The 23,329-nt window shown below is 54.4% G+C and carries 17 protein-coding genes and 1 tRNA gene; 12 read left to right on the top strand and 6 right to left on the bottom strand.

Annotated features, from left to right (window positions below; all coding sequences use genetic code 11):
* The first annotated feature begins 168 nt into the window (after positions 1-168).
* Together K0J45_RS04900 and K0J45_RS04905 are read left to right on the top strand one after the other, a co-directional pair.
* On the top strand, positions 169-1,665 hold the full coding sequence (locus K0J45_RS04900; protein ID WP_220044499.1) for an aldehyde dehydrogenase: 1,497 nt from the start codon (positions 169-171) through the stop codon (positions 1,663-1,665).
* Between the two features lie 240 nt (positions 1,666-1,905).
* Positions 1,906-2,766 (top strand): sulfurtransferase, encoded by an 861-nt coding sequence (locus tag K0J45_RS04905; RefSeq protein ID WP_220045220.1) that lies wholly within the window; start codon positions 1,906-1,908, stop codon positions 2,764-2,766.
* A gap of 67 nt (positions 2,767-2,833) precedes the next feature.
* Here K0J45_RS04905 and K0J45_RS04910 read toward each other — a convergent pair whose 3' ends face one another.
* Entirely contained in the window at positions 2,834-4,138 is a 1,305-nt protein-coding gene (locus K0J45_RS04910; RefSeq protein WP_220044500.1) for an NAD(P)/FAD-dependent oxidoreductase, read from the bottom strand.
* Between the two features lie 183 nt (positions 4,139-4,321).
* Between K0J45_RS04910 and K0J45_RS04915 the strand changes: the two genes are divergently transcribed.
* The 8 genes from K0J45_RS04915 to K0J45_RS04950 all read left to right on the top strand — a co-directional run bounded on the left by K0J45_RS04915 (position 4,322) and on the right by K0J45_RS04950 (position 13,160).
* Positions 4,322-4,870, top strand: a complete 549-nt coding sequence (locus tag K0J45_RS04915; protein WP_011864775.1) for a cupin domain-containing protein — start codon at positions 4,322-4,324, stop codon at positions 4,868-4,870.
* A 443-nt stretch (positions 4,871-5,313) separates the two neighbouring features.
* The gene (locus tag K0J45_RS04920) at positions 5,314-6,078 is read left to right on the top strand and encodes a gamma-glutamyl-gamma-aminobutyrate hydrolase family protein (RefSeq protein WP_144200989.1); all 765 of its coding nucleotides are present in this window, start codon (positions 5,314-5,316) and stop codon (positions 6,076-6,078) included.
* Between the two features lie 3 nt (positions 6,079-6,081).
* A complete protein-coding gene (locus K0J45_RS04925) occupies positions 6,082-7,431 on the top strand; it encodes a glutamine synthetase family protein (RefSeq protein ID WP_011864777.1) in 1,350 nt (449 codons plus the stop codon).
* Between the two features lie 278 nt (positions 7,432-7,709).
* Positions 7,710-8,810 carry a polyamine ABC transporter substrate-binding protein gene (locus K0J45_RS04930; RefSeq protein WP_220044501.1) on the top strand — a complete coding sequence of 367 codons (1,101 nt, stop codon included), beginning with the start codon at positions 7,710-7,712 and terminating at the stop codon, positions 8,808-8,810.
* A 98-nt stretch (positions 8,811-8,908) separates the two neighbouring features.
* A complete protein-coding gene (gene potA, locus K0J45_RS04935) occupies positions 8,909-10,045 on the top strand; it encodes a polyamine ABC transporter ATP-binding protein (RefSeq protein WP_011864779.1) in 1,137 nt (378 codons plus the stop codon).
* Between the two features lie 10 nt (positions 10,046-10,055).
* A complete protein-coding gene (locus K0J45_RS04940) occupies positions 10,056-10,961 on the top strand; it encodes an ABC transporter permease subunit (protein WP_011864780.1) in 906 nt (301 codons plus the stop codon).
* Complete coding sequence (locus K0J45_RS04945; RefSeq protein WP_011864781.1) at positions 10,958-11,785, top strand: ABC transporter permease subunit; 828 nt, start codon at positions 10,958-10,960, stop codon at positions 11,783-11,785. The genes K0J45_RS04940 and K0J45_RS04945 overlap by 4 nt, the downstream gene beginning before the upstream one ends.
* An 88-nt stretch (positions 11,786-11,873) precedes the next feature.
* Positions 11,874-13,160, top strand: coding sequence for an NAD(P)/FAD-dependent oxidoreductase (locus tag K0J45_RS04950; RefSeq protein WP_220044502.1), 1,287 nt, complete (start codon positions 11,874-11,876; stop codon positions 13,158-13,160).
* A 118-nt stretch (positions 13,161-13,278) separates the two neighbouring features.
* On the opposite strand, the gene K0J45_RS04955 is transcribed toward K0J45_RS04950, so the two are convergent.
* From K0J45_RS04955 to K0J45_RS19755, 3 genes are all read right to left on the bottom strand, one after another.
* Positions 13,279-14,217, bottom strand: coding sequence for an SPFH domain-containing protein (locus K0J45_RS04955; RefSeq protein ID WP_220044503.1), 939 nt, complete (start codon positions 14,215-14,217; stop codon positions 13,279-13,281).
* 130 nt (positions 14,218-14,347) lie between these two features.
* The gene (locus K0J45_RS19750) at positions 14,348-15,904 is read right to left on the bottom strand and encodes a putative bifunctional diguanylate cyclase/phosphodiesterase (RefSeq protein WP_258406768.1); all 1,557 of its coding nucleotides are present in this window, start codon (positions 15,902-15,904) and stop codon (positions 14,348-14,350) included.
* Positions 15,905-16,798, bottom strand: coding sequence for a response regulator (locus tag K0J45_RS19755; protein WP_258406769.1), 894 nt, complete (start codon positions 16,796-16,798; stop codon positions 15,905-15,907). It lies immediately after the preceding gene.
* A 241-nt stretch (positions 16,799-17,039) separates the two neighbouring features.
* Between K0J45_RS19755 and K0J45_RS04965 the strand changes: the two genes are divergently transcribed.
* Both K0J45_RS04965 and K0J45_RS04970 read left to right on the top strand, forming a co-directional pair.
* Positions 17,040-20,555 (top strand): ATP-binding protein, encoded by a 3,516-nt coding sequence (locus K0J45_RS04965; RefSeq protein WP_220044504.1) that lies wholly within the window; start codon positions 17,040-17,042, stop codon positions 20,553-20,555.
* Between the two features lie 33 nt (positions 20,556-20,588).
* Positions 20,589-21,056 (top strand): response regulator, encoded by a 468-nt coding sequence (locus K0J45_RS04970; protein ID WP_220044505.1) that lies wholly within the window; start codon positions 20,589-20,591, stop codon positions 21,054-21,056.
* 100 nt (positions 21,057-21,156) lie between these two features.
* Here the strand turns inward: K0J45_RS04970 and K0J45_RS04975 are convergent.
* Together K0J45_RS04975 and rpoD are read right to left on the bottom strand one after the other, a co-directional pair.
* Positions 21,157-21,233, bottom strand: a tRNA-Ile gene (locus K0J45_RS04975).
* 203 nt (positions 21,234-21,436) lie between these two features.
* Positions 21,437-23,278 (bottom strand): RNA polymerase sigma factor RpoD, encoded by a 1,842-nt coding sequence (gene rpoD / locus K0J45_RS04980; RefSeq protein WP_220044506.1) that lies wholly within the window; start codon positions 23,276-23,278, stop codon positions 21,437-21,439.
* Positions 23,279-23,329 lie beyond the last annotated feature (51 nt).

The raw sequence follows: 23,329 nt of genomic DNA on the forward strand, positions 1-23,329 counted from the left end.
ATGAAAGCTTTTTGTTCATTATTTATAGCAAAAAATAACTTTTTGTAAAAAATATTGAAATTGATTGGGGGTTGAGCGTAATCTAGGGCAGGCACAGTCGCGCAAGAGAGGGCGTGGACGTGCATTAGCATTGACGCTAGAGCAATTATCACCCGTTAAGAGGTCAGAATGAGTACTCCACAAAATCGCGAACAATGGCAAGAGATGGCGGACAACCTGGTGATTCAGGGCCAGGCATTTATCAATGGCGAATACTGCGCCGCCGATTCGAATGACACCTTCGACTGTATCAGCCCTATCGATGGCAGGGTGCTGACCCAGGTGGCCAGTTGCGATCTGCTGGATGCCAACCGCGCCGTTGCCAATGCTCGCGAGGTGTTTGAGCGCGGCGAATGGTCACAGCTGCCGCCGGTGAAACGCAAGCAGGTGATGATTCGCTTCGCCGATCTGTTAGAGGCAAACAGGGATGAGCTGGCCCTGCTGGAAACCTTGGATATGGGTAAGCCTATCCGTTATTCCGGCGCCGTCGATGTGGCGGGCGCGGCTCGCGCCATACGCTGGTCGGGCGAGGCGGTGGACAAGATTTACGATGAAATTGCCCCAACGGCCCACAATGAGATCGGCATGATCACCCGCGAGCCGGTGGGCGTAGTGGCGGCTATCGTGCCCTGGAACTTCCCACTTTTGATGGCCTGCTGGAAGCTGGGCCCTGCGCTGGCCACAGGTAACAGCGTGGTGTTAAAGCCCTCAGAGAAGTCACCGCTGACCGCCATTCGCATGGCGCAGCTGGCGATAGAGGCGGGGATTCCTAAGGGGGTGCTCAACGTGCTGCCAGGATTCGGCCATACCGTGGGTAAGGCGCTGGCGCTGCACATGGATGTCGATACCCTAGTGTTTACCGGCTCGACCAAGATTGCCAAGCAGCTGATGATCTATGCCGGCGAATCCAACATGAAGCGTGTCTGGCTGGAGGCGGGGGGTAAGAGTCCGAATATCGTCTTCAACGACGCGCCGAACCTTAAGGAGGCGGCGATTGCTGCGGCCTCGGCCATCGCCTTCAACCAGGGCGAGGTCTGCACCGCAGGCTCACGTCTGCTAGTGGAGTCGGGGGTGAAGGAAGAACTTATTAACCTGATCGAAGCCGAGATGCAGGCCTGGCAGCCGGGGCACCCGCTGGATCCTGCCACCACCTGTGGCGCTGTGGTGGACAAGCAGCAGCTGGAGAATGTGCTACGCTACATTCGCGCCGGGGTGGCCGAAGGGGCGCAGCTGCGTCAAGGTGGCCAGCAGGTGCTGGCCGAGACCGGCGGTGTGTATGTGGCGCCGACCATCTTCGCCAATGTGAAGAATGAGATGACCATCGCCAAGGAGGAGATCTTTGGCCCCGTGCTGTCGGTGATCACCTTCGATGGCATGGAGGAGGCGATTCGTATCGGTAACGATACCATCTACGGCCTGGCGGCCGGTGTCTGGACCTCAGATATCAGCAAGGCTCACAAGACGGCCAAGGCGCTGCGTAGCGGCATGGTGTGGATCAACCACTATGACGGTGGCGACATGACGGCGCCCTTTGGTGGCTATAAGCAGTCGGGGAATGGCCGCGACAAGTCATTGCATGCCTTCGACAAGTATACCGAGATCAAGGCCACCTGGATCGCGCTATAGGAAAGCCTTTCAGGGACAGCCACCGTCTTAGCGGCAAGCAACCCGCTTATACAAAACGCTTTAATCACAGCCCTTTAGCAATAAAGGGCTTTTTTTATGCCAGTTTGTTAGCAGGGTTAAAATAAGTCACTTGTCCTTGGCCCCTCCCATCGTATATTGTCTTTACAGATAAGCGTCATACTATTGATAAGAGGGGCAGGCAGATGCTGATTAGCCCCCACATTGGGAGTCACTATGGAATTGGAATACCCGTTAGTTACCACCGCCTGGCTTGAGGCGAATCTGTTTGAGGGTAATCTGGTGTTGCTTGACGCCAGTATGCAGAGTGTGGTGGGCAAAGAACCCATACTCTATGATGAGTTTGTCTGTATTCCCCGGTCGCAAAAGTTTGATATTGAGCAGGTGTTTTGCGATACCACTTCATCGCAGCTGCACGCTATGCCCACCCCTGAGCAGTTTGAGCAAGGGGCCACGGCGCTTGGCATAGACAGAGACAGCCTTGTGGTGATCTACGATAACCAGGGGATCTACAGCGCGCCGCGCGCCTGGTGGATGTTTAAGCTGATGGGCCATGAGAATGTCTATGTGCTCGATGGCGGCCTGCCCCAGTGGCTCAGCGAGGAGCGCATGACCAGCGAGAGCTATCAGCCCACGGTAATAGATGAAGAGTCTGTGCCCTATGTGGCGGATTTCCAGCCGGGCCTTATCTGTGACGCCAACTATGTGCTCGACTCCCTGGGAGGCGACAGCGTTATCTTGGATGCGCGGGCAGCGGGGCGTTTCGCAGGCGAAGTCAGCGAGCCTCGACCCGGCGTGCGCTGCGGTCATATTCCCGGCTCGGTAAATCTGCCCTTTGGTGAGCTGCTGCGTGAGCACAGGATGAAACGGGTCGAGGACCTGCAGGCCATGTTTGAGCAGTTGGTGGGCGAGCAGGTGGGTGAGCAGGAAGCAGAGCGGATCTTCAGCTGCGGCTCAGGCATCACCGCCTGTATCCTGATCTTAGCCTCTGTGGCCTCGGGACATGACAAGGCGGTGCTCTATGATGGCTCCTGGGCGGACTGGGGCAGCAATGCCGATTTGCCTATTGAGCAAGGGGCGTAGTCGTTACTAACAGAAAAGGTGCCTAGGGCACCTTTTTTATGCTGACTGTTTTATTTTAGTATTTAGGTTAAAACAGGTCTTTCAGCCTGTGATACAGCATGCCGGCTGCCAGCATGGGGGAGCGGAATCTCGGGCCGCCAGGGAAGGTCATGTGTTGTACCCTGTCGAAGATATCGAACCTTTCGGCCTGAGCGGTCAGGGCTTCGCCGATAAGCCTGGCCGCCATATGGGTGGCATTGACACCGTGGCCGGCATAGGCCTGGGCGTAGAGGATGTTGGGACAGTCCGGCAGCCGACCTATCTGTGGCAGGCGGTTGGCACCAATGCCTATCATGCCGCCCCATTCATACTCTATCTTCACCCCCTTGAGCTGGGGGAATACCTTTTCCAGGTTGGGGCGCAGCGCCGCGTCGATATCTTTGGGATCTTTACCTGAATAGGTGCACAGGCCGCCAAACAGCAGGCGATTGTCCTGGGAGAGGTGGAAATAGTCGAGATCGATACGCATGTCGGCGAAGGCCATGTTTTGCGGGATAATCTCATCGCACATCTTCTGGGACAGTGGCTCGGTGGCCAGCAGATAACTGCCGGCGGGCAGCACCTTACCGCCTATGTAGCCGTTGAGTTCATGGCCGATATAGGCGTTACCGGCGAGTACTAGATAGCGACAGTCGACGCGGCCATGCTCCGTATGCACGCAGGGGCGCTCGCCCTTGACTATCTTGGTGGCGGCGCTGTATTCGAACATCTTGACCCCCAGGCTGCGGGCCACCTTGGCCTCGCCCAGTGCCAGATTGAGGGGATGCAGATGGCCGCTGTTCATGTCGACCAGGGCGCCGCAGTAGAGATCTGAGCCGATCACCTCGCCAAGCTGGTGCTTCTCCAGCAGCTTAAAGCCTTCACGGCCTTGGTGGAGCATCTCCTGATAGTCGGCGGCGAGCTCCTTCATGTGTCTGGGCTTGGTGGCCAAGTCGCAGTAGCCCATCTGCAGGTTACAGTCGATATTGTGTTTGGCGATGCGGTTACGCACTATCTCCACCGCCTCGAAGCCCATCTGCTCGATGGCCGCGACGCCTTCGGAGCCTATCTCGTTGCGAAACTGTTCGACATTATGGCCTATGCCGCGGATCAGCTCGCCGCCGTTGCGGCCCGACGCGCCCCAGCCGATCCGTTTCGCCTCCAGCAATACTACCTCGAAGCCTCTCTCGGCCAACTCGATGGCGGTGTTGATGCCGCTGAAACCGCCGCCGACGATGCAGACATCGGCGCTGATCCGCTCAGTAAGTTGCGGCAGCGCTTCCAGGGCATTGGCGGTGGCATGATAGAAAGAGTCGGGATATTGGTCACTGTGGACAGGGCGCTTGGTGGTCATTTGGGCTCCGAGTGAGGGTTTTATTCTTGTTATTCGACTAAATTGGCCAGAGTAAGTATACTTTTGACCCTTGAGTTGGTTATAATTCACACCTGTTGATTATATTTAACATGCTTTTTAGTTTGATACAAACTAGTATGGAAAATTGTTTCTTCCTCAGTCTTGTTGGATAGGAGATGTTTTTTGGATATAGGCGCAAATCTCAAAGCTGTTCGTAAAATGAAAGGGTTATCGCAACGCGAGTTGGCTAAGCGTGCCGGCGTGACCAACAGCACCATCTCCATGATCGAGAAGAACAGCGTCAGTCCTTCGGTGAGTTCCCTGAAGAAAGTCTTGTCGGGTTTACCTATGTCTCTGGTGGATTTCTTCTCTATCGAGGAGAGCATGCCTACCGAGCAGAAGGTGGTCTACCGCTCCGGCGAGCTGCTGGATATCGGCGATGGTAACCTGGACTACAAGTTGATCGGCAGAGATTACCCCAACCGCGCCATGTCTGTGATGAATGAGGTCTATCCACCTGGGTCCGATACCGGCGAAGAGATGCTGCAGCACGAGGGCGAAGAGGCGGCCATGGTGATCGAGGGTCAGCTGGAGATAACCATAGGCGATGAGGTCTATGTGCTGAGCGAGGGCGACAGCTACTACTTCAACAGCGAGCTGCCCCACAGATTCCGCAACCCCTTCGACAAGCCGTGTCGTATCGTCAGCGCCACCACGCCGGCAAACTTCTAACTAAGCATTCCTGTTAGGCTGGGCATCGCCCGGCCTCTGCAAACCCCTTCCGCTTTACTGAAACTCCAGTGACACTGCCTGCGCCGCCGTGTGTGCGCCTTTTCCTATGGCTGCGAGGCTGAGTCGTCTCCTGCCCCATTTTGTAAATAATTTTGTCCAATAAGGCCGCCGAGCCAAAATCTCAAACGGACTTTTCTGTGGGAGCTGGTTCACAAAAGCCGTGAGCTGATTTTCGCCTATTTTTGGCTTTACATTAATTTTATTTGTCTTTTAATGTTGTTTTAATTGGCTTTTATTCTAATTGTTATTCTATTGTATATTTTGTTTTCGGCGGCCTATTGCCTCGTTCATTATTTCAGTGTAGTGTGTGAAAAAATGAACATTGATTGAGGTCTGTTCATTGCTATAACTATAAGAAGACGCAACAAAGCTAAAGGTGAACTATGTCCGATGAAGGACTTGCTGTTATCGGTGTCACGGCCTGTAATCAACAGATAGGCCTGCATCCATTCAATATCGTTGGCGAGAAATACCTGCTGGGTATTGCCGATGCCACCCAAGGCTGGCCCTTGGTGATCCCCGCGCTTGGCCATTGCCCTGCCGAGACGATATTGCCCAGACTAGATGGCCTGCTGTTCACCGGTTCGCCCTCCAATATCGAGCCCCACCATTACGACGGTGTGGCGAGTGACCCAGATACCCTACACGATCCCAAGCGCGACGCGACCAATCTGCCACTGCTCAAGGCGGCAATTGACGCCGGCGTGCCTGTGCTGGCCATCTGCCGGGGATTTCAGGAGATGAACGTGGTGTATGGCGGCAGCCTGCATCAGAAATTGCATGAAGTTGGCGATTATATTGAACACAGAGAAGACAAGACGGCTGACGTCGAGGTGCAATATGGCCTGTCTCATCCGTTGAAGATAGAACCGGGGGGATTGCTCCACGAGGCTTGGGGCCGCAATTTGGCAGAGGTGAACTCTGTGCACACTCAAGGTGTTGACCGTTTGGGTGTTGGATTGCGGCCAGAAGCCTATGCCCCCGATGGATTAATCGAGGCGTTTTCGGTCAAAGATGCGAAAAATTTTGCGCTGGGGGTGCAGTTCCACCCCGAATGGAAGGTGTTAGAGAACCCTTTCTATCGCTCGATTTTTAGCGCCTTTAGTCAAGCCTGCCAAGCCAGAGCAGCTCAACGCAAGAGACAGTGAAGCATGAAGAAGTTAATCGATTATTTGAAAGCCAATAAGATCACCGAGGTCGAGTGTGTCATCAGCGATATGACGGGCATCGCCCGCGGCAAGATTGCACCGGTCGATAAGTTTATCGACGAGAAGGGGATGCGTCTGCCCGAGAGTGTGCTGCTGCAGACGGTGACCGGCGACTATGTGGATGACGACCTGTACGACAGCCTGCTGGACAAGGCGGATATCGACTTCGTCTGTGTGCCCGATGAAAATGCGGTATTCATGTTGCCCTGGACGGTCGAAGCTACCGCCCAGGTGATCCACGACACCTTCGATAAGATGGGTAACCCCATAGAGTTGTCGCCCCGTAACCTGCTCAAGAAGGTGCTTAAGCTCTATGAAGATAAGGGCTGGAAGCCGGTAATTGCTCCCGAGATGGAGTTCTATCTGACCCATAGAAACTCAGATCCTGATATGCCATTGATTCCACCAGTGGGCCGCAGTGGTCGCAAGGAATCGGGCCGTCAGTCGTTTTCTATTGACGCCGCCAACGAGTATGACCCGCTGTTCGAAGATATGTATGACTGGTGCGAGGCCCAGGGACTGGATATTGATACCCTGATCCACGAAGAGGGCACGGCTCAGATGGAGATCAACTTCAGCCATGGTGATGCCCTGTCGCTGGCGGATCAGGTGTTTGTGTTTAAGCGTACCCTGCGTGAGGCGGCGCTCAAGCATGACGTTTGCGCCACCTTTATGGCCAAGCCAGTCACCGACGAGCCGGGCAGCGCCATGCATATTCATCAGAGCGTGGTGGATATCAAGACCGGCAAGAACATCTTTACCAATGAGGACGGCACGAAAAGTGCTAAGTTCCTGTGCTACATAGGTGGTCTGCAGAAGTATATTCCCGAGTTGTTACCGCTGATGGCCCCGAACGTCAACTCCTTCAGACGATTTCTGCCGGGCACCTCTGCGCCGGTGAATCTGGAGTGGGGCGATGAGAACCGCACCTGTGGTCTGCGGATCCCCGAGTCGTCACCCCAGAACCGTCGTATCGAGAACCGTATCGCAGGTGCCGATGCCAACAGCTACCTGGCCATCGCCGCTACTCTGTTGTGTGGTTATATGGGCATGGTGGAAGATGTGAAGCCATCGACGCCGGTACAGGGACGCGCCAACGAGAATCGTCAGGGGATCAGCCTGCCGCTGACGCTGGAAGAGGCGCTGGCGGTGATGTCGGAAAGTTCGGCGGTCAGGGAATATCTGGGTGACACCTTCACCTCAGGCTATATCGCGGTGAAGCAGGCGGATCTGGAAAATTTCCGCCGAGTGATCAGCTCATGGGAGCGTGAGTTCCTGCTGCTGACCGTTTAGCCACTCTGCACCAGATTGGGGCAGGACCGGCGACAAAATGAAGCAAGATTGCCGGGGGGATTAACCCCCTGGTGGAGTCATGGGTAACTAACCGGTGTAATTAGATATAAATTCATATTGATGGTGAAATTATTCGATTTTACACTAGCGATGAATGTTAAACAGGTTCGATGCAGTTGTAAGCTGTAGCATTGGCAATAATAACAATGAAAGCCGTCACAAGCGGCAATGCAATGGCAGTAATCATCAGACTACTGGCAAGCTAACAAGGAGATAGCATGAAGCTTTTAAAGAAAATGACAACACTCGCTCTGGTCACCGCCGGGGTATTTGCAAGCTCTGTCGCCAGTGCTGAAGAGGTGGTTAGGGTCTATAACTGGTCTGATTATATCGCCGAAGACACCTTGGCTAATTTCGAGAAAGAGACAGGCATCAAGGTGATCTACGATGTGTTCGATAGCAACGAAGTGGTCGAGGCCAAGTTGCTATCGGGTCGTTCAGGCTATGATATCGTGGTGCCGTCAAACAACTTCCTGGCTAAGCAGATCAAGGCGGGCGCCTTCCAGAAGTTGGATCAGTCACAGTTGACCAACCACAAGAACCTTAATCCAGAGCTGATGAAGCAGCTGGAAACCGCAGACCCACGTAACGAGCACGCCGTGCCTTATCTGTGGGGCACCACAGGCATAGGTTACAACGAGGCCAAGGTGAAGCAGGTACTGGGTGAAGACGCGCCGGTCGATTCTTTAGAGCTTATCTTCAATCCTAAGTATGCCGAGAAGATTGCTAAGTGTGGTTTCTCACTGCTGGATAGCGCCGACGAGATGCTGCCGATGGCGATGATCTACCTGGGGCTGGATCCTAACAGCACTAAGAGTGAAGACTACGCCAAGGCGGGTGAGGTGATGGCGAAGATCCGTCCCTTCGTGACCTATTTCCACTCATCACGTTACATTACCGATCTGGCCAACGGCGACATCTGTGTGGCATTCGGTTACTCGGGTGACGTCTTCCAGGCCGCCGCGCGCGCCGAAGAGGCTGAGAATGGTAATGTGATCGGTTATGCCATCCCGAAAGAGGGCTCTAACCTTTGGTTCGATATGTTGGCTATTCCTGCCGATGCCAAGAACGTGAAGAATGCCCACACCTTTATCAACTACCTGCTGCGCCCAGAGGTGATTGCCCCTATTACCAACTATGTGGCGTATGCTAACCCTAACGTGCCGGCCCAGGAGCTGGTGGATGAAGAGATCCGTAACGATGCGGCTATCTATCCAACCCCTGAAGTGCTGTCACGTCTCTATGTGGCCGATGTACGTCCGATGAAGGCCCAGCGCGCCATGACTCGCGTATGGACCAAAGTCAAATCTGGCATGTAATGCCTACACTTGAGGGTAAGCTCGCTTGCCCTCCATTTCTTAGATCATCTTAACTATTGCAGTAGGTGCCTTAGCGGTGCTTTTTGTGGAGAAGTATTATGGCTAGCAATTCGGGCGTCACCAACAAACCGACAACAAAGACGCAAGGAGAGGTGTTGCTGAAGATAGAGAGAGTCAGCAAGCTATTTGACGATGTTCGTGCAGTGGACGACGTCTCGCTAAATATTAATCGTGGGGAAATTTTTGCACTGCTTGGCGGCTCAGGTTCGGGGAAATCGACGCTGCTGCGCATGCTGGCCGGCTTTGAGAAGCCGACCGAAGGACGCATCTATCTCGATGGGCAAGACATCACCGACATGCCGCCCTATGAGCGTCCTATTAATATGATGTTCCAATCTTACGCCCTGTTCCCACACATGACGGTGGCGCAGAATATCGCCTTCGGCCTCAAGCAGGACAAGATGCCCAAGGCCGAGATTGAGCAGCGGGTGAAGGAGATGCTCAAGTTGGTTCACATGGAGCCTTACGCCAAGCGTAAGCCGAACCAACTCTCAGGCGGTCAGCGCCAACGTGTGGCCCTGGCCCGTTCTCTGGCCAAGCGTCCAAAGCTTTTGCTACTGGACGAGCCCATGGGGGCGCTGGATAAGAAACTCCGTACTCAGATGCAGCTCGAGGTGGTGGACATTCTCGAGGCGGTTGGGGTGACCTGTGTGATGGTAACCCATGACCAGGAAGAGGCCATGACCATGGCCGAGCGTATCGCCATCATGAACGATGGCTGGATCGCCCAAACCGGTTCGCCAATGGATATCTACGAGAGCCCGGCTAACCGCATGGTGGCCGAGTTTATCGGCAGCGTTAACCTGTTCGAGGGCGACATTGTCGAGGATGAGGTGGACCACGTGGTGATCAATGTGGCCAACATTCCTCAGCCCTTCTACGTGGGTTACGGGGTGTCGACCAGTGTGGATACTACCCAGGTGTGGGTGGCTATTCGTCCCGAGAAGACCCATATCAGCCGCGAGCAACCAGAGGATGCGCGTAACTGGTGCGCCGGTAAGGTGGAAGATATCGCCTATCTGGGTGGCATCTCGGTTTATTACATACGCCTGTGTAACGGACAGCTCATTCAGTCTGTGATGACCAACAGTGACCGCCGCGCCGACTCGCCCACCTGGGAAGAGGATGTCTTCGTCAGTTGGGAAGCGACCAGTGCCGTTGTACTGAGATCTTAACGGGGGCGTTATGAAGAAGTCATTGAAGTTTCGTTTGCCTAAGGGGCAGTGCTGGACGATAGGCGTGCCCTATTTCTGGCTGCTGATGTTCTTTGCCTTGCCGTTTGCCATCGTATTGAAGATCAGTCTGTCGACCCCGGCCGTGGCGATTCCGCCCTATGAGGCCTTGTATCAATATGCCGACGAGTCGCTGCAGATCATGCTCAATCTGGGCAACTATATTCTGATCTTCGAAGATCATCTCTATATCAATGCCTATCTGGGCTCGCTCAAGATGGCCTGTGTTACCACCATAGGCTGTCTGCTTATCGGTTACCCCATGGCCTATGCCATTGCCAGGGCACCTAAGCAGCATCAGACAGTGCTGATCCTCTTGGTGATGTTGCCATCCTGGACCTCGTTCCTTATTCGGGTATATGCCTGGATGGGTATCTTGAGTAACAACGGGGTGATCAATAACCTGCTGATGTGGCTAGGGGTGATCTCCGAGCCGATTCAGATGCTTAACACTAATTTCGCCGTGTATATCGGTATCATCTACACCTATCTGCCTTTTATGATCTTGCCGCTGTACGCCAACCTGTCACAGCTCGATGGCAGCCTGCTCGAGGCCGCGGCGGATCTTGGCTCACGCAGCCTCAATACCTTCTGGAAGGTGACGCTGCCGCTGTCGAAAGGTGGTGTGATTGCCGGGTCTATGCTGGTGTTTATTCCTGTGGTCGGGGAGTTTGTGATCCCTGAGCTATTGGGCGGTCCTGATTCGCTCATGATAGGTAAGGTGCTATGGCAGGAGTTCTTCAACAACCGTGATTGGCCGGTCGCTTCGTCGCTCGCCATCGTGATGTTGGCACTTCTGATCATCCCTATCACCCTATTCCATCGTTATCAGTCCAGAAGTATGGAGAAGACGATATGAGCAACAGACTAAGAAAATTGAGTTTCTCCACCCTGATGCTCTGGGGCGGGATGTTTTTCCTCTACGCGCCAATGTTCATCCTGGTCTTCTACTCGTTTAACGAGTCTAAGCTAGTGACGGTTTGGGGCGGCTTCTCGGCCAAGTGGTATGGCGAACTGTTCCGCGACGACCAGATCCTCGATGCGGTGGCGACTAGCTTAAAGGTGGCGTTCTTCGCCTCCACCATGGCGGTAATTCTCGGCACTATGGCGGCCTTCGTGATGACACGCTTCGCTCGCTCCTGGGGCAAGATGACATTGTCGAACATGATTACCGCGCCCCTGGTTATGCCAGAGGTGATCACGGGTCTCTCGCTGTTGCTGCTATTCGTGCATATGGCGGATCTACTGGGCTGGCCGGCCGAGCGTGGCATGCTGACCGTGTGGATCGCCCACTCGACCTTCTGCGCCGCCTATGTGGCCGTGGTGGTCTCATCCAGGCTGCGTGAGCTGGATATGTCTATCGAGGAGGCGGCCCAGGATCTGGGAGCGACGCCGCTCAAGACCTTCTTCCACATCACTGTGCCTATGATCTCGCCGGCGCTGATCGCGGGTTGGCTGCTCTCCTTCAGCCTGTCGCTGGATGACTTGGTGATTGCCAGTTTCGCCTCGGGACCGGGGGCGACGACCCTGCCTATGGTGGTCTTCTCCTCGGTGCGCATGGGGGTCTCGCCTAAGATCAACGCATTGGCGACATTGATCATATTGATCGTCTCGCTTATCGCCTTCATCTCCTGGTATCTGGCCCGCCGCGCCGATAAACGCAGCCGTATGGTCAGCGACTAGGCTCGCAGCGTTAGCTCAAGACGACAGGCGGTCGCGCCGCGGCGCCTGTCAACCCAAGCCATTATTATAACGATTCAGGGTGAATGATATGACCTGTACACCTCATGCAAATTCCTATTATGCGGCATCTGCCAATACCAAGGCGCTGCGCGACAAGTTAAGCGATAACATAGAGACCGACGTCTGTATCATAGGCGCCGGCTATACCGGCCTCTCTTCGGCGATCCATCTGCTGGAGGCGGGCTTTAAGGTGACGGTACTGGAAGCCGCCAGGGTTGGCTTCGGCGCCTCAGGGCGTAACGGCGGTCAGATAGTCAACAGCTTTAGCCGGGATATCGACACCATAGAAAAGGTGGTGGGCACAGAACAGGCCAAGTTGTTTGGTCAGATGGCCTTCGAAGGTGGCCGCATCCTCAAGGGGCTGGTGGCTAAATATAACATCCAGTGCGATCTTAAAGATGGCGGCGTGTTTGCGGCGCTGAACAAGAAACAGATGGGCCATCTCGAGGCGCAAAAGGCGCTGTGGGAGAAGCATGGTCATCTGGGGCACTTAGAGCTGCTCAATGAGCAGGGTATTCGCGACGTGGTGGATACCGAGCGTTATGTCGGTGGTTTGCTTGATAAGAGCGGCGGTCATATTCATCCGCTCAACCTGGCGCTGGGTGAGGCCGATGCGGTGGAATCCTTGGGCGGACAGATCTTCGAAGATTCGGCCGTTGTTCGTGTCGATCAGGGCGAGAGCCCTGTGGTGCATACTCAGGAAGGCTCGGTGAAGTGTAAGTTTGTCATTGTCGCCGGTAACGCCTACCTCAAGGGATTGCTGCCTGAGCTGCAGGCCAAGTCTATGCCCTGCGGTACTCAGGTGATCACCACAGAGCCTCTGGGTGAGGAGCTGGCGCACTCGCTGCTGCCCCAGGACTACTGCGTCGAAGATTGTAACTATCTGCTGGATTACTTCAGGCTCTCGGGTGACAAGCGCCTCATCTATGGTGGCGGCGTGGTCTACGGTGCGCGGGATCCTGCCAACATAGAGGCGATCATCCGTCCCAAGATGCTGGCGACCTTCCCGCAGCTTAAGGATGTGAAGATAGACTTTACCTGGACGGGTAACTTCCTGCTGACCCTGTCGCGCCTGCCGCAGGTGGGCCGTATCGGCGGTAACATCTATTACTCTCAGGGCTGTAGCGGCCATGGGGTGACCTATACTCATCTGGCGGGGCAGATACTGGCCGAGACCATCAATGGCCAAGCGAAACGCTTCGATGCCTTCGCCCAGTTGCCCCATTACCCCTTCCCGGGCGGTCATCTGCTACAGGTGCCTTTCTCGGCTATCGGCGCCTGGTACTACACAATGCGCGACAAGCTGGGCGTCTAGCCAAGTTATTGCCATTAAAAAAGCCCGCTCGATGCGGGCTTTTTTGTGTTGGTTCATGCTTGCTAGTGCAATCAGAGGCAGCTTGTTTCTTGTTACTGCCTCTTGATATTGTCTCTTGTTACTGCTTCTTGCTGGTCATGTTCCATAGCACGCTCTGGTCGCTGCCCATGATGGTGGTGGGCATCTGGCCATTCCACTGCTGGGCGCGCACATAATCCACCAGAGTCTGAGATTCTCTCAGCGCCTCGGCCTTCTTCTTGATCGCTTCTGCTTCGGCGATACCCTTGAGGCGAATCGCTTCCGCCTCGGCAATCGCTTCTGTCTGAATGGCGTAGGCTTTACCGTCGGCAGTGGCCTTGGCGGCGTCACGCTTGGCGTTGGCCGTGTTCACCTCACGCTGGGCCTCCAGGTTCTGTCTTTCCAGACGGTGTTTCTCGGCGGCGGCGAGGTTTTTCTCTGTCTGTTTGGTCTCGATCGACTGGATATACTTCTGCGGAAGGCCGAGGTTTTCCAGTTGGGCCGAGTCCAGCTTGACCGGATATTCTTTCATCTCCTCGATAAGGAAGTCTTCTATCTGGGCGATCACCCGGCTGCGGTTTTGGATGATCTCCTCGGCCTTGTAACGCGCCAGGGCATCCTTAGCGGCGGATCTCAGCTTAGGGTCCAAGATGCGCGATTCGAACTGGCTCAGACCGCCATAGCTCTTGAACAGGTCGAAGGCCTGGTCGCGATTGACCGTCCAGTTGATGGACACTTCGGCGGTGACCGGCATCTGCTCGTGGGTCGAGGCGTTGAGTTTCTCGACATTCTTGCGGGTACGTATCTCTAAGACCTCGACCTTGTCGACGAAGGGGATCTTCACGTGCAGGCCGGGATTGACCTGTTCTGTGGCCTGGCCGAAACGCTTGATGATGCCCACATGGCCCTCATCGACCGTGTACATGGTCTGGCTGAACAGGACGAGTGCGAAAAGGAGGCCGGCGATTAACACCAGGGCGCCTTTGCCTTTGGTCTTTATCGTCGATAGGTTGGCGATATCCTTAGGTAGTGTGGTCATTCTCTCTCCTTGTGACTGTGTCTCTTGGCGGCAACCTTGGGTTGGCGATAGGTGTTACGCCAAGGTTATGCCTGGGTTAAGGCGCTGAGGATATTACGTTATTTACCCTTTGAGTCAAGGGAGAGGAGCGTTAGTGGCTGAGGAGCTGGTCGAACTCTTTGAGGGGGAGCGGCTTGCTGAACATATAGCCCTGGCCCTGCTCACATTCCAGGGCCACCAGTTTTTGTAGCTGCTCGGCATCTTCTATGCCTTCGGCGATAAGCTTGAGCTTGAGGGATTTGGCCAGATGGATCACCGCCTTGACGATATCCAGGCTCTGCTCATCCCCCAGCATATCTTTGACGAAGGATTGATCTATCTTCAGGGTATTGACCGGGAAGAACTTGAGGTAGCTGAGGCTGGAGTAGCCGGTGCCGAAGTCGTCGATGGCGATGCTCAGTCCCAGTGAGGAGAGGGTATTGAGCACATTTAACGCCTCGTCGAAATCATACATGAGAGAACTCTCTGTCACCTCGAGCTCGAGGAAGCTGCTGTCGAGCCCGGTGAGCTCCAGCACCTTGGCCACCGAGTCGCAAAACTCGGGGTTTGTGAACTGTTTGGCGGCGATGTTGACGGCGATCTGCAGCGGCCGACCTCTTTTCTGCCAGGCCTTAGCGGCCATGCAGCTCTGTTTGAGGATGATCTCACCCAGCTGATGGATGAGGCCTGTCTCCTCGGCAAGGGGAATAAAGTCCAGCGGCGAGATCAGCTTGCCGCTGGGGTCGTGTAATCGGGCCAGTGCCTCCGCGCCGATGATCTCCTTGGTCTTGAGATCGACCTTAGGTTGGTAGTAGACCTCTATCGCTTCCGTGTCGATGGCGGTGCGCAGCAGGGTGACCAGCTCGTGGCGTTTCGTCAGTTCCTGCTCGAGATCCTCGGAGAAGTAACAGAAGCGGTTGCGCCCCAGATCTTTGGCGCGGTACATGGCGGCATCCACATGGGTCATCAGCTCCTCGGCCCTGAGGGCGTCCGAGGGGTAGATGCTGATCCCGACGCTAACCGACAGGGTATATTCCTGGCCGTCGATACGAAACGGCGTGTTGAGGCTGCGGACGATATCTGTGGCGATAGAGTCCACCTGGCTGGTGGCGGTGAGCGAAGGCAGCAGCAGGACAAACTCGTCGCCGCCGATGCGCCCCAGGGTGGCGTTGGGGTCGATGAGGGACTGCAGTCGTTTCGCCACCTGCTTGATCACCTGATCCCCATAGCTGTGGCCCAGGGAGTCGTTGAGGTATTTGAAGTGATCTATGTCGATCAGCATCAGGGCGACGCTCTTGTCATAGGAGTCGGCCACGGCGCAGGCGTGGTTGATTCTGTCATGGAGCAAGATGCGATTAGGCAGGTCGGTCAGCTGATCATGGTTGGCCAGGTGGCTCATCTTCAGCGACATGGCCACAGACTCGCTGCAGTCGTGAAAGACTATTATGCCGCCGGTGACCTTGCCTTCACTGTCTGTGATGGGGGCGGCGGAGTCTTCAATCTGGAAGATGGTGCCATCCAAGCTGTTGAGCTGGCAGTTGAGGGCCATGGCGACGTTGCGTTTCTCCTTGATGGCGATGGTGACCGGATTGGGGCTGCGGTACTTGGTTTTGGCATCGCACAGATCCATCACCTGCTCGATATGCAGGCCGATGGCGTCGCGACACACTCAGCCGGTGAGGCGTTCTGCGATGGGATTCATGAAGGTGATCATCGCCTCGCTATCGGTGGCGATGACGGCGTCGCCGATGGCGTTGAGCATGATCTTCAGGCGCCGATTCTCGGTATCCAGTTGGCTCTTGGCGCGCTTGATGGAGGTGATATCCGTTAGGGTCAGCAGCATGCCCGCCACGTGTCCATCTTGTTTCCTGATGGTGAGATGGGCCTGGGCATAATCTATCTTGCCCGGGGTATCTTCCAGGGCAACCTCGAACTGATGCTTAGGTTTATTGCTGGCGATACGGGCCAGTATCTCCTCATACAGGGCCTTAGGGAGCAGGCTAGAGGCGGGCTTACCCAGTGCATCTTGGGGGATAGTGCCGAACCACCTGCCGTTGTAGTCGTTATGAAAGCGGTTGAGCAGATCCTTAGACCAATAGGAGATGTAAGAGGGGATCTGATTGACCAGGGCTTGCATATCCTGGCGCGCCTCTATGATGGTCTGCTCCTGACGTTTGAGCAGCAGATGATTCTTGACCCGCAGGCGACAGGTGGCGAGATCGATAGGCTTGTGGATGAAGTCTATGCCGCCCGAACTGAGGGATTTATATTCGAAGCTGCTCTCGCTGTGGGCGGTCACGAAGATCACCGCGCTGTTGCAGGTCTTGGGGTTATTCTTCAGGCGCTTACACATCTCGAAGCCATTCATCTGTGGCATCTCGATATCCAGCAATATGATGGCGGGTTGATGTTGCTCGGCCTTATCCAGCGCGTCCTGACCACCCGTACTACAGATGATCTCGGCGAGATCGGTAAGGGATTGCTCCAGCAGATGTAGGTTGGCGCTCTCATCGTCGACAACTAATATTTTTTGTCGAGTCTCTACATCGTTGCCGAAAAGCATAGAAGAATTCCTTTTCAAATCTGCCGTCTATATTCAGCTTAGCCGACTATAATCAGTTTGCTTAAGGTTTTTCGCGCTTAATGCTGAAAACCAGATTAAATACTACTTTTTAGTTAGTTAGCTGCGGGTAATTGACCATATTCTCCGATAGAACACCGCGCAGTTTATCGCCTATGCTGAAAGCGTATTGATTGAATAACAGTGTGTTACTGAGGCTGGATAGTAAAAGGAGTTATAGTCCATGGTGCGACAGATTTCACGCTTATCTTCTCTCTTTGGCGGACGCTCACTGCTGCTGGCCGCCTCCATGCTGGTGCTTGTGGTGGCGCTTGTCATCATCGCCAGCTTCGAATCTCAATTAAATCAGAATATTGTCGACGGTCTGCGCTCCGATCTCGAGATTCAGAGCGAGCAGGTCAACAATCAGGCCCAGGACAGGCTTAACCGTTACTTCAACAACCTACGTTTTCTGTTTGAGACCCCGCCTATCTCCGGCCTTTCCCGGGCCAGAAATAATCAGGGGATCGACCCTGTGGACGAGACCCGCTACGACCAGTGGCGTCACCGGCTGGAAACTATCTTCGTTGCCTTCTTGCAGAACAATCGCGAGTATGAACAGCTGCGCATATTGAGCAGTGATGGCATGGAGCTTATCCGGGTAGACAGGCGCGGCGGCGCCGTGCAGGTGATAGATGATACTAACTTGCAAGACAAGCAGGGGCGGGATTATTTTCAGGCCAGTAAAGATCTGCAGCAGGGGGAGATCTACACCTCGCCCATCAACTTAAACCGTGAGTTTGGCAAGATAGATTATCCCTACCGCCCCATGTTGCGTCTGGCAACCCCGATCTTCGATGATAATGGCGGCCGCTTCGGCCTGCTTATCGTCAACATCAATGCCAACGATCTACTCTCCTCTTTCAAGAGCCTAGTGCCTGCGCCCATCGAACTTGTGCTGACCGACAGTGATGGCTATTTCTTGGTGCATCCTGATGAGGAGATGCGTTTTAGCCGCGACCTGCATCCAGACCTGGTGTGGGATAAACATTATCAGCAGAGCAAGACACTTAAGCGTAACTTCGAGTTGGTGCTCGACAGCTATCACGATAATAAGCCCTATTATGCCTATCGCCGCGCCATCACACTTTCAAACGATGCCCAGAGCGGTAGGCTCAGCGCGACCCTAATGGCGCCCAAGCAATATGTGCAGGAACTCGCTGTCTCCCGGCGCATCAGTGTCTACAGCTTCATGTTGGCCGTGGGAGTCTTGTTTCTGTTTGTGGTCATCATACTGGGGCGCAGTGCCCGTAGCAGTCAGGCGCTGGCCAAGGAGAAGGCGCAGTCGGCGGCGATCATCGATGGCTCCAAGGATGCCATCATAGGAGTAGGCACCAGCGGCGTGGTCAACAACTGGAACCGCGCCGCCGAGTTACTGTTTGGCTATGACGCCGACTATGCTAAGGGCCACTTTATCAATCAGCTGGCGCTTTTGCCCGAGGTCGACCTGGCGGCCTTGGTCTCAAAGGCCAATCAGGGTAACAAGACGCTTAATCTGGACGCCGAGCTGCCGCTGAACGAGGGGCGCATCGTCGATCTCTATGTGTCGGTTTCCCCCATCTTGGGGGAGAACAAGCATGCCCTGGGCGTGGCCATCATCATACGCGATGTCTCCATCGAGAAGCAGGCCGCCAAGAAGATCCAGCTGGTGAACGCCGAGCTCGAGAAGAAGGTGGCGATAAGAACCCAGGAGCTGCAGAAGGCCAGCCTAGTCAAGAGCAGCTTCATCTCTAACATCAGCCATGAGATGCGCACGCCGCTAAATGGCATAGTAGGTACTTTGAATCTGGTGCGTAAAGACTCGCTTACCGAGCGCCAGGCGAGATACCTGGAGATGGCCGAGGTGAGCGTAAATACCCTTTCTGCGCTGATTAACGATGTGCTGGATCTCTCTAAGATAGAGGCGGGCAAGCTGGATTTAGACATGAGCAGCTTTAATCCCCTCAACCTGATCGAGAGCGTCTGCAGCAGCATGGCGGTGAAGGCGCAGGAGAAGGGAATAGAGTTTGTCATCGATGTGGTCGACCTTCGCTGCCAGAGCATAGACAGTGACCCCCACAGGATCACCCAGATCCTCACCAATCTGATAAACAATGCCATCAAGTTTACCGACCATGGCTATATCAAGGTCAGGGCCCACAGCCGCCTGCGAGAGACGGGGGAGCTAGAGTTTATCTGTGAGGTGTCTGACACAGGGATAGGGATTGCCGAGGAGAATCAGGCCAAGCTGTTTACCGCCTTCTCTCAGGCCACCTCGAGTATTGCGGCCCAATATGGTGGCACAGGGCTGGGACTCTCTATCTGTAAGGAACTCAGCGAATTGCTCAACGGCAAGATGAGTTTCGAGTCCCACAAAGGGCAGGGGAGTTGCTTCATCTTCACCATGGTGTTGCATCAGGGCGAGTTTAAGCTGATGGCGCCCGAGGCGCTGCTGCACGAGATGAGCTGTAGTGTCTTGTTGGTGAATGAGGCGCAGCAGGCCTGCGTCGAGGCGGCAATTGCCCGGCTCGGTGGTAAGCTGCTACCGGGCTCGCCCATACGCGACTGGCTCAACCAGGATGCCGCTGTGCCCGATGTTCTGCCCCACGTGTTAATCGTCGAGCAGCGTCACTCCCTGCTTACCGATCTCGATAGTCTCTGGCCGACACTGACGGCGACCCATAAGCGATTGCCGCGAGTATTGGCGTTTCAAAAGAGCGCCGATGGCAATAAGGCGCTGAGAAATATTGAGCTTGAGTATCTCAATAACCCGTTGCTCTTCTCCGAATTTATGCAGAAGTTTGGCGCGCCCAAAGTGAGTTCTGGCGTCGAAAATGTTCATCCCCAAGTAACTCAGATAATCTCTGATGAGGAGGCCCATCGCATCAAAGGTGCTCGGGTGCTGGTGGTCGATGATAATGAGATCAACATAGAGGTTGCCCTGGGGATCTTGTCCGAGCTGCCGCTGGAATTTGTCAGGGCCATCAATGGTCAGGAGGCGTTAACCAAGCTGAGGGAGTGCGAGCAAGAGGGGCTGGGCGTGCATTGTATCTTGATGGACTGTCAGATGCCTATCCTCAATGGCTATGACTGCACCCGGGCGATCCGCGCCGGGGAGGCGGGCGAGGCGTTTGTCGATACGCCCATTATTGCCATGACGGCCAGTGCCATGATGGGCGAGCGTGACAAGTGCATCGAGGCGGGCATGAATGATTACATCACCAAGCCTATCGTGGCCGAGCGTCTGCAGGAGAAGGTGGTCGATTGGCTGATCTCTGTCTGTGAGTTTGGTGACTTGCCTACTTTAGTTGAGGCTGCGCCCCATGAGGAGATCCAGGTGAAGGATGAGGACTATGTCTGGAACCGTCAACTGGCCCTCAGTCGGTTGATGAACAATGAGGTGCTGTTCGCCGAGATCTGCCAGATGTATCACGACACGTCGCCGGCACAAGTTGGTGAGCTGGAGGAGGCGATCGCCGCTAAGGATTATGAGAAGGTGCGTCAGCTTAGTCATGGCCTTAAGGGGCTATCCAGCAGCATAGGTGCTATTCAGTTGCAGGAGCAGTTTTTAAGCCTGGAGATGGAGGCCAAGATGAAGAACTGTGATAAGTTGAATCTACTTTTTGGGGTGATAAAACCTTGCTATGCCAAGCTAATGGAGCGGCTGCAGGAGACGCTCGAGCCCAAGGAAGAGGTACAAAACGCGTCTGCCCAGACTTAGGGAGTTTCAATAAAAAATGCCGATAGGTAGATAATGGAACAGAATAACGATGTGTCTCCATTAGTGTTTTCTCGTAAGGGGAGAATACTGATCGTCGATGATATGCAGGTCAATATCATCATACTCAGACAGCTCTTGAGCCAGGAATATGAGATAGCCACGGCCCTGAGTGGTCAGGAGGCGCTGGCCCTGTGCCATAGCTTCAAGCCGGATCTCTTGCTCCTGGATATCGAGATGCCGGGGATGTCCGGCTTCGAGGTCTGTCGCCGTTTGAAATCTGAACCTGGCACCCAGGAGATTGCGGTGATCTTTGTCTCTGCTCATCACGACGAGGAACAGGAGGTGAGCGGCTTTGTGCTGGGCGCGGTGGACTTTATCCATAAGCCGCTCAATGCCGTGGTCACCCAGGCCAGGGTAAAGAATCAGATGCTGTTGAAACGCCAATCGGATCTGCTGCGCTTCATGCTCAAACAGGAGGCGACTCGCGATGTTTCGAGCTAGGTGTTTCAAGCTAGGCGTGTCGAGCTAGTTTTAGTGAGAATAAGCTGAGAGAGCCCGAATAACAAAAAAGCCTGCAAGATGCAGGCTTTTTTGTTTGAATTGGTGGCCCCTCACAGACTTGAACTGTGGACCTAACGATTATGAGTCGTGTGCTCTAACCAACTGAGCTAAGGGGCCGACTTAAGATAGTCGTCACTATCGAAAGCGCAAAGAAGTATACGAGGTTTAAAAGCGCTTGTCACCACCGATCTGGCAAGAATTCTGAACTTTGAATTCAACTGCTTATCTGTTGTTCAATCGGCTTATTAGCTGGGGCAAAAAATAGAAAAGCCAGCACTGTGGCTGGCTTTTCTGCTCTGTTTTAGACGCTGCTAGCGAGTCTATTCATCCAGGAAGGATTTCAAGATCTCTGAGCGAGACGGGTGACGTAGCTTACGCAGCGCCTTAGCCTCGATCTGACGAATACGCTCACGGGTCACGTCAAACTGCTTGCCCACTTCTTCTAGGGTGTGGTCGGTGTTCATATCGATACCGAAACGCATACGCAGTACTTTGGCTTCACGGGCGGTCAGGCCGGCGAGGACTTCGTGGGTGGCGTTCTTCAGGCTCTCACCTGTGGCGCTGTCCAATGGCAACTCGAGGGTAGTATCCTCGATGAAATCACCTAAATGCGAATCTTCATCATCGCCGATAGGGGTTTCCATTGAGATAGGCTCTTTGGCAATCTTGAGTACCTTGCGGATCTTATCTTCCGGCATCAACATGCGCTCGGCCAGCTCTTCAGGTGACGGCTCGCGTCCCATCTCTTGTAGCATCTGACGGCTGATACGGTTGAGCTTGTTGATGGTCTCAATCATATGAACCGGGATACGAATGGTACGTGCCTGGTCGGCAATCGAACGCGTGATCGCCTGACGGATCCACCAGGTTGCATAGGTCGAGAACTTGTAACCACGACGGTATTCAAACTTGTCTACCGCCTTCATCAGGCCGATGTTACCTTCCTGGATCAGATCCAGGAACTGTAGGCCACGGTTGGTGTATTTCTTCGCGATAGAAATTACCAGACGCAGGTTAGCCTCAACCATCTCTTTCTTCGCGCGGCGAGCCTTGGCTTCACCGATAGACATGCGACGGTTGATATCCTTGATGGCGGCAATGGCCAGACCGGTTTCATTCTCGATGGCATCTAGCTTGGCGCGGCAACGTTGAACGTCTTCGGCAACCATCTCCAGCCCTTCGGCATAAGGCTTCTTGGCGGCAATCTCTTCGTTAAACCATTCGATGCTGCTCTCGTTAGAGGTGTAGACCTTAACGAAGTTCTTCTTCGGCATCTTGGCCTGCTCGACACACAGCTTCATGATGAGGCGCTCTTGAATACGCACCTTGTCCATCATTTCGCGCATGTTCTTCACCAGGCGGTCGAACTGCTTAGGTACCAGGCGGAACTCTTTGAAGATCTCGCCAATGTCGAACAGAGCGGCTGTCGCTTCAGGGTGTTCACGACCTTTAAGCTCAATCACTTTTAGGGCTTTTTCGTGTGCTTCACGCAGCTGGGTGAAACGCTCGCGCGCTTCTTCCGGATCCGGGCCTTTTGGCGAATCTTCTTCATCGCCGTCTTCGTCCTCGTCATCGCCCTCGTCATCTTCGTCGTCGAGATCGTCGTCCGACAATTCTGAGCCGATATGGGTCGCCGTCGGCGCCATGTCTTCGGCATTAGGGTCAACAAATCCAGAGATAATGTCTGATAGTCTGACTTCTTCAGCTTCGTAGCGGTCGTACTGCTCAAGGATCATAGCGATCGCTTGAGGATATTCGGCTACAGACGCCTGAACCGTGTTGATACCTTCTTCGATACGCTTGGCGATTACGATTTCGCCTTCGCGGGTCAGAAGTTCTACCGTACCCATCTCGCGCATGTACATACGCACGGGATCTGTGGTACGACCCAGTTCAGCTTCAACCGTAGCCAGAGCCGCGGCAGCTTCTTCGGCAGCATCTTCATCGGTGCTGTCTTCAGACATCATGATCTCATCGGCATCCGGCGCCTGCTCATAGACGCGAATACCCATGTCATTAATCATCTGGATAATATCTTCGATCTGGTCTGAGTCGACCATATCTGCAGGCAAGTGATCGTTCACTTCTGCATAGGTTAAATAACCTTGCTCTTTACCTTTGGCAAGCAACAATTTAAGTTGCGACTGCGGAGTTTGCTCCATAGATATCATCCAAGTTGGGTAACTGTTACAACGACGGGCATTGTGTGCCGC

This window comes from Shewanella alkalitolerans, from assembly GCF_019457575.1.
Taxonomy (GTDB): Bacteria; Pseudomonadota; Gammaproteobacteria; order Enterobacterales; family Shewanellaceae; genus Shewanella; species Shewanella loihica.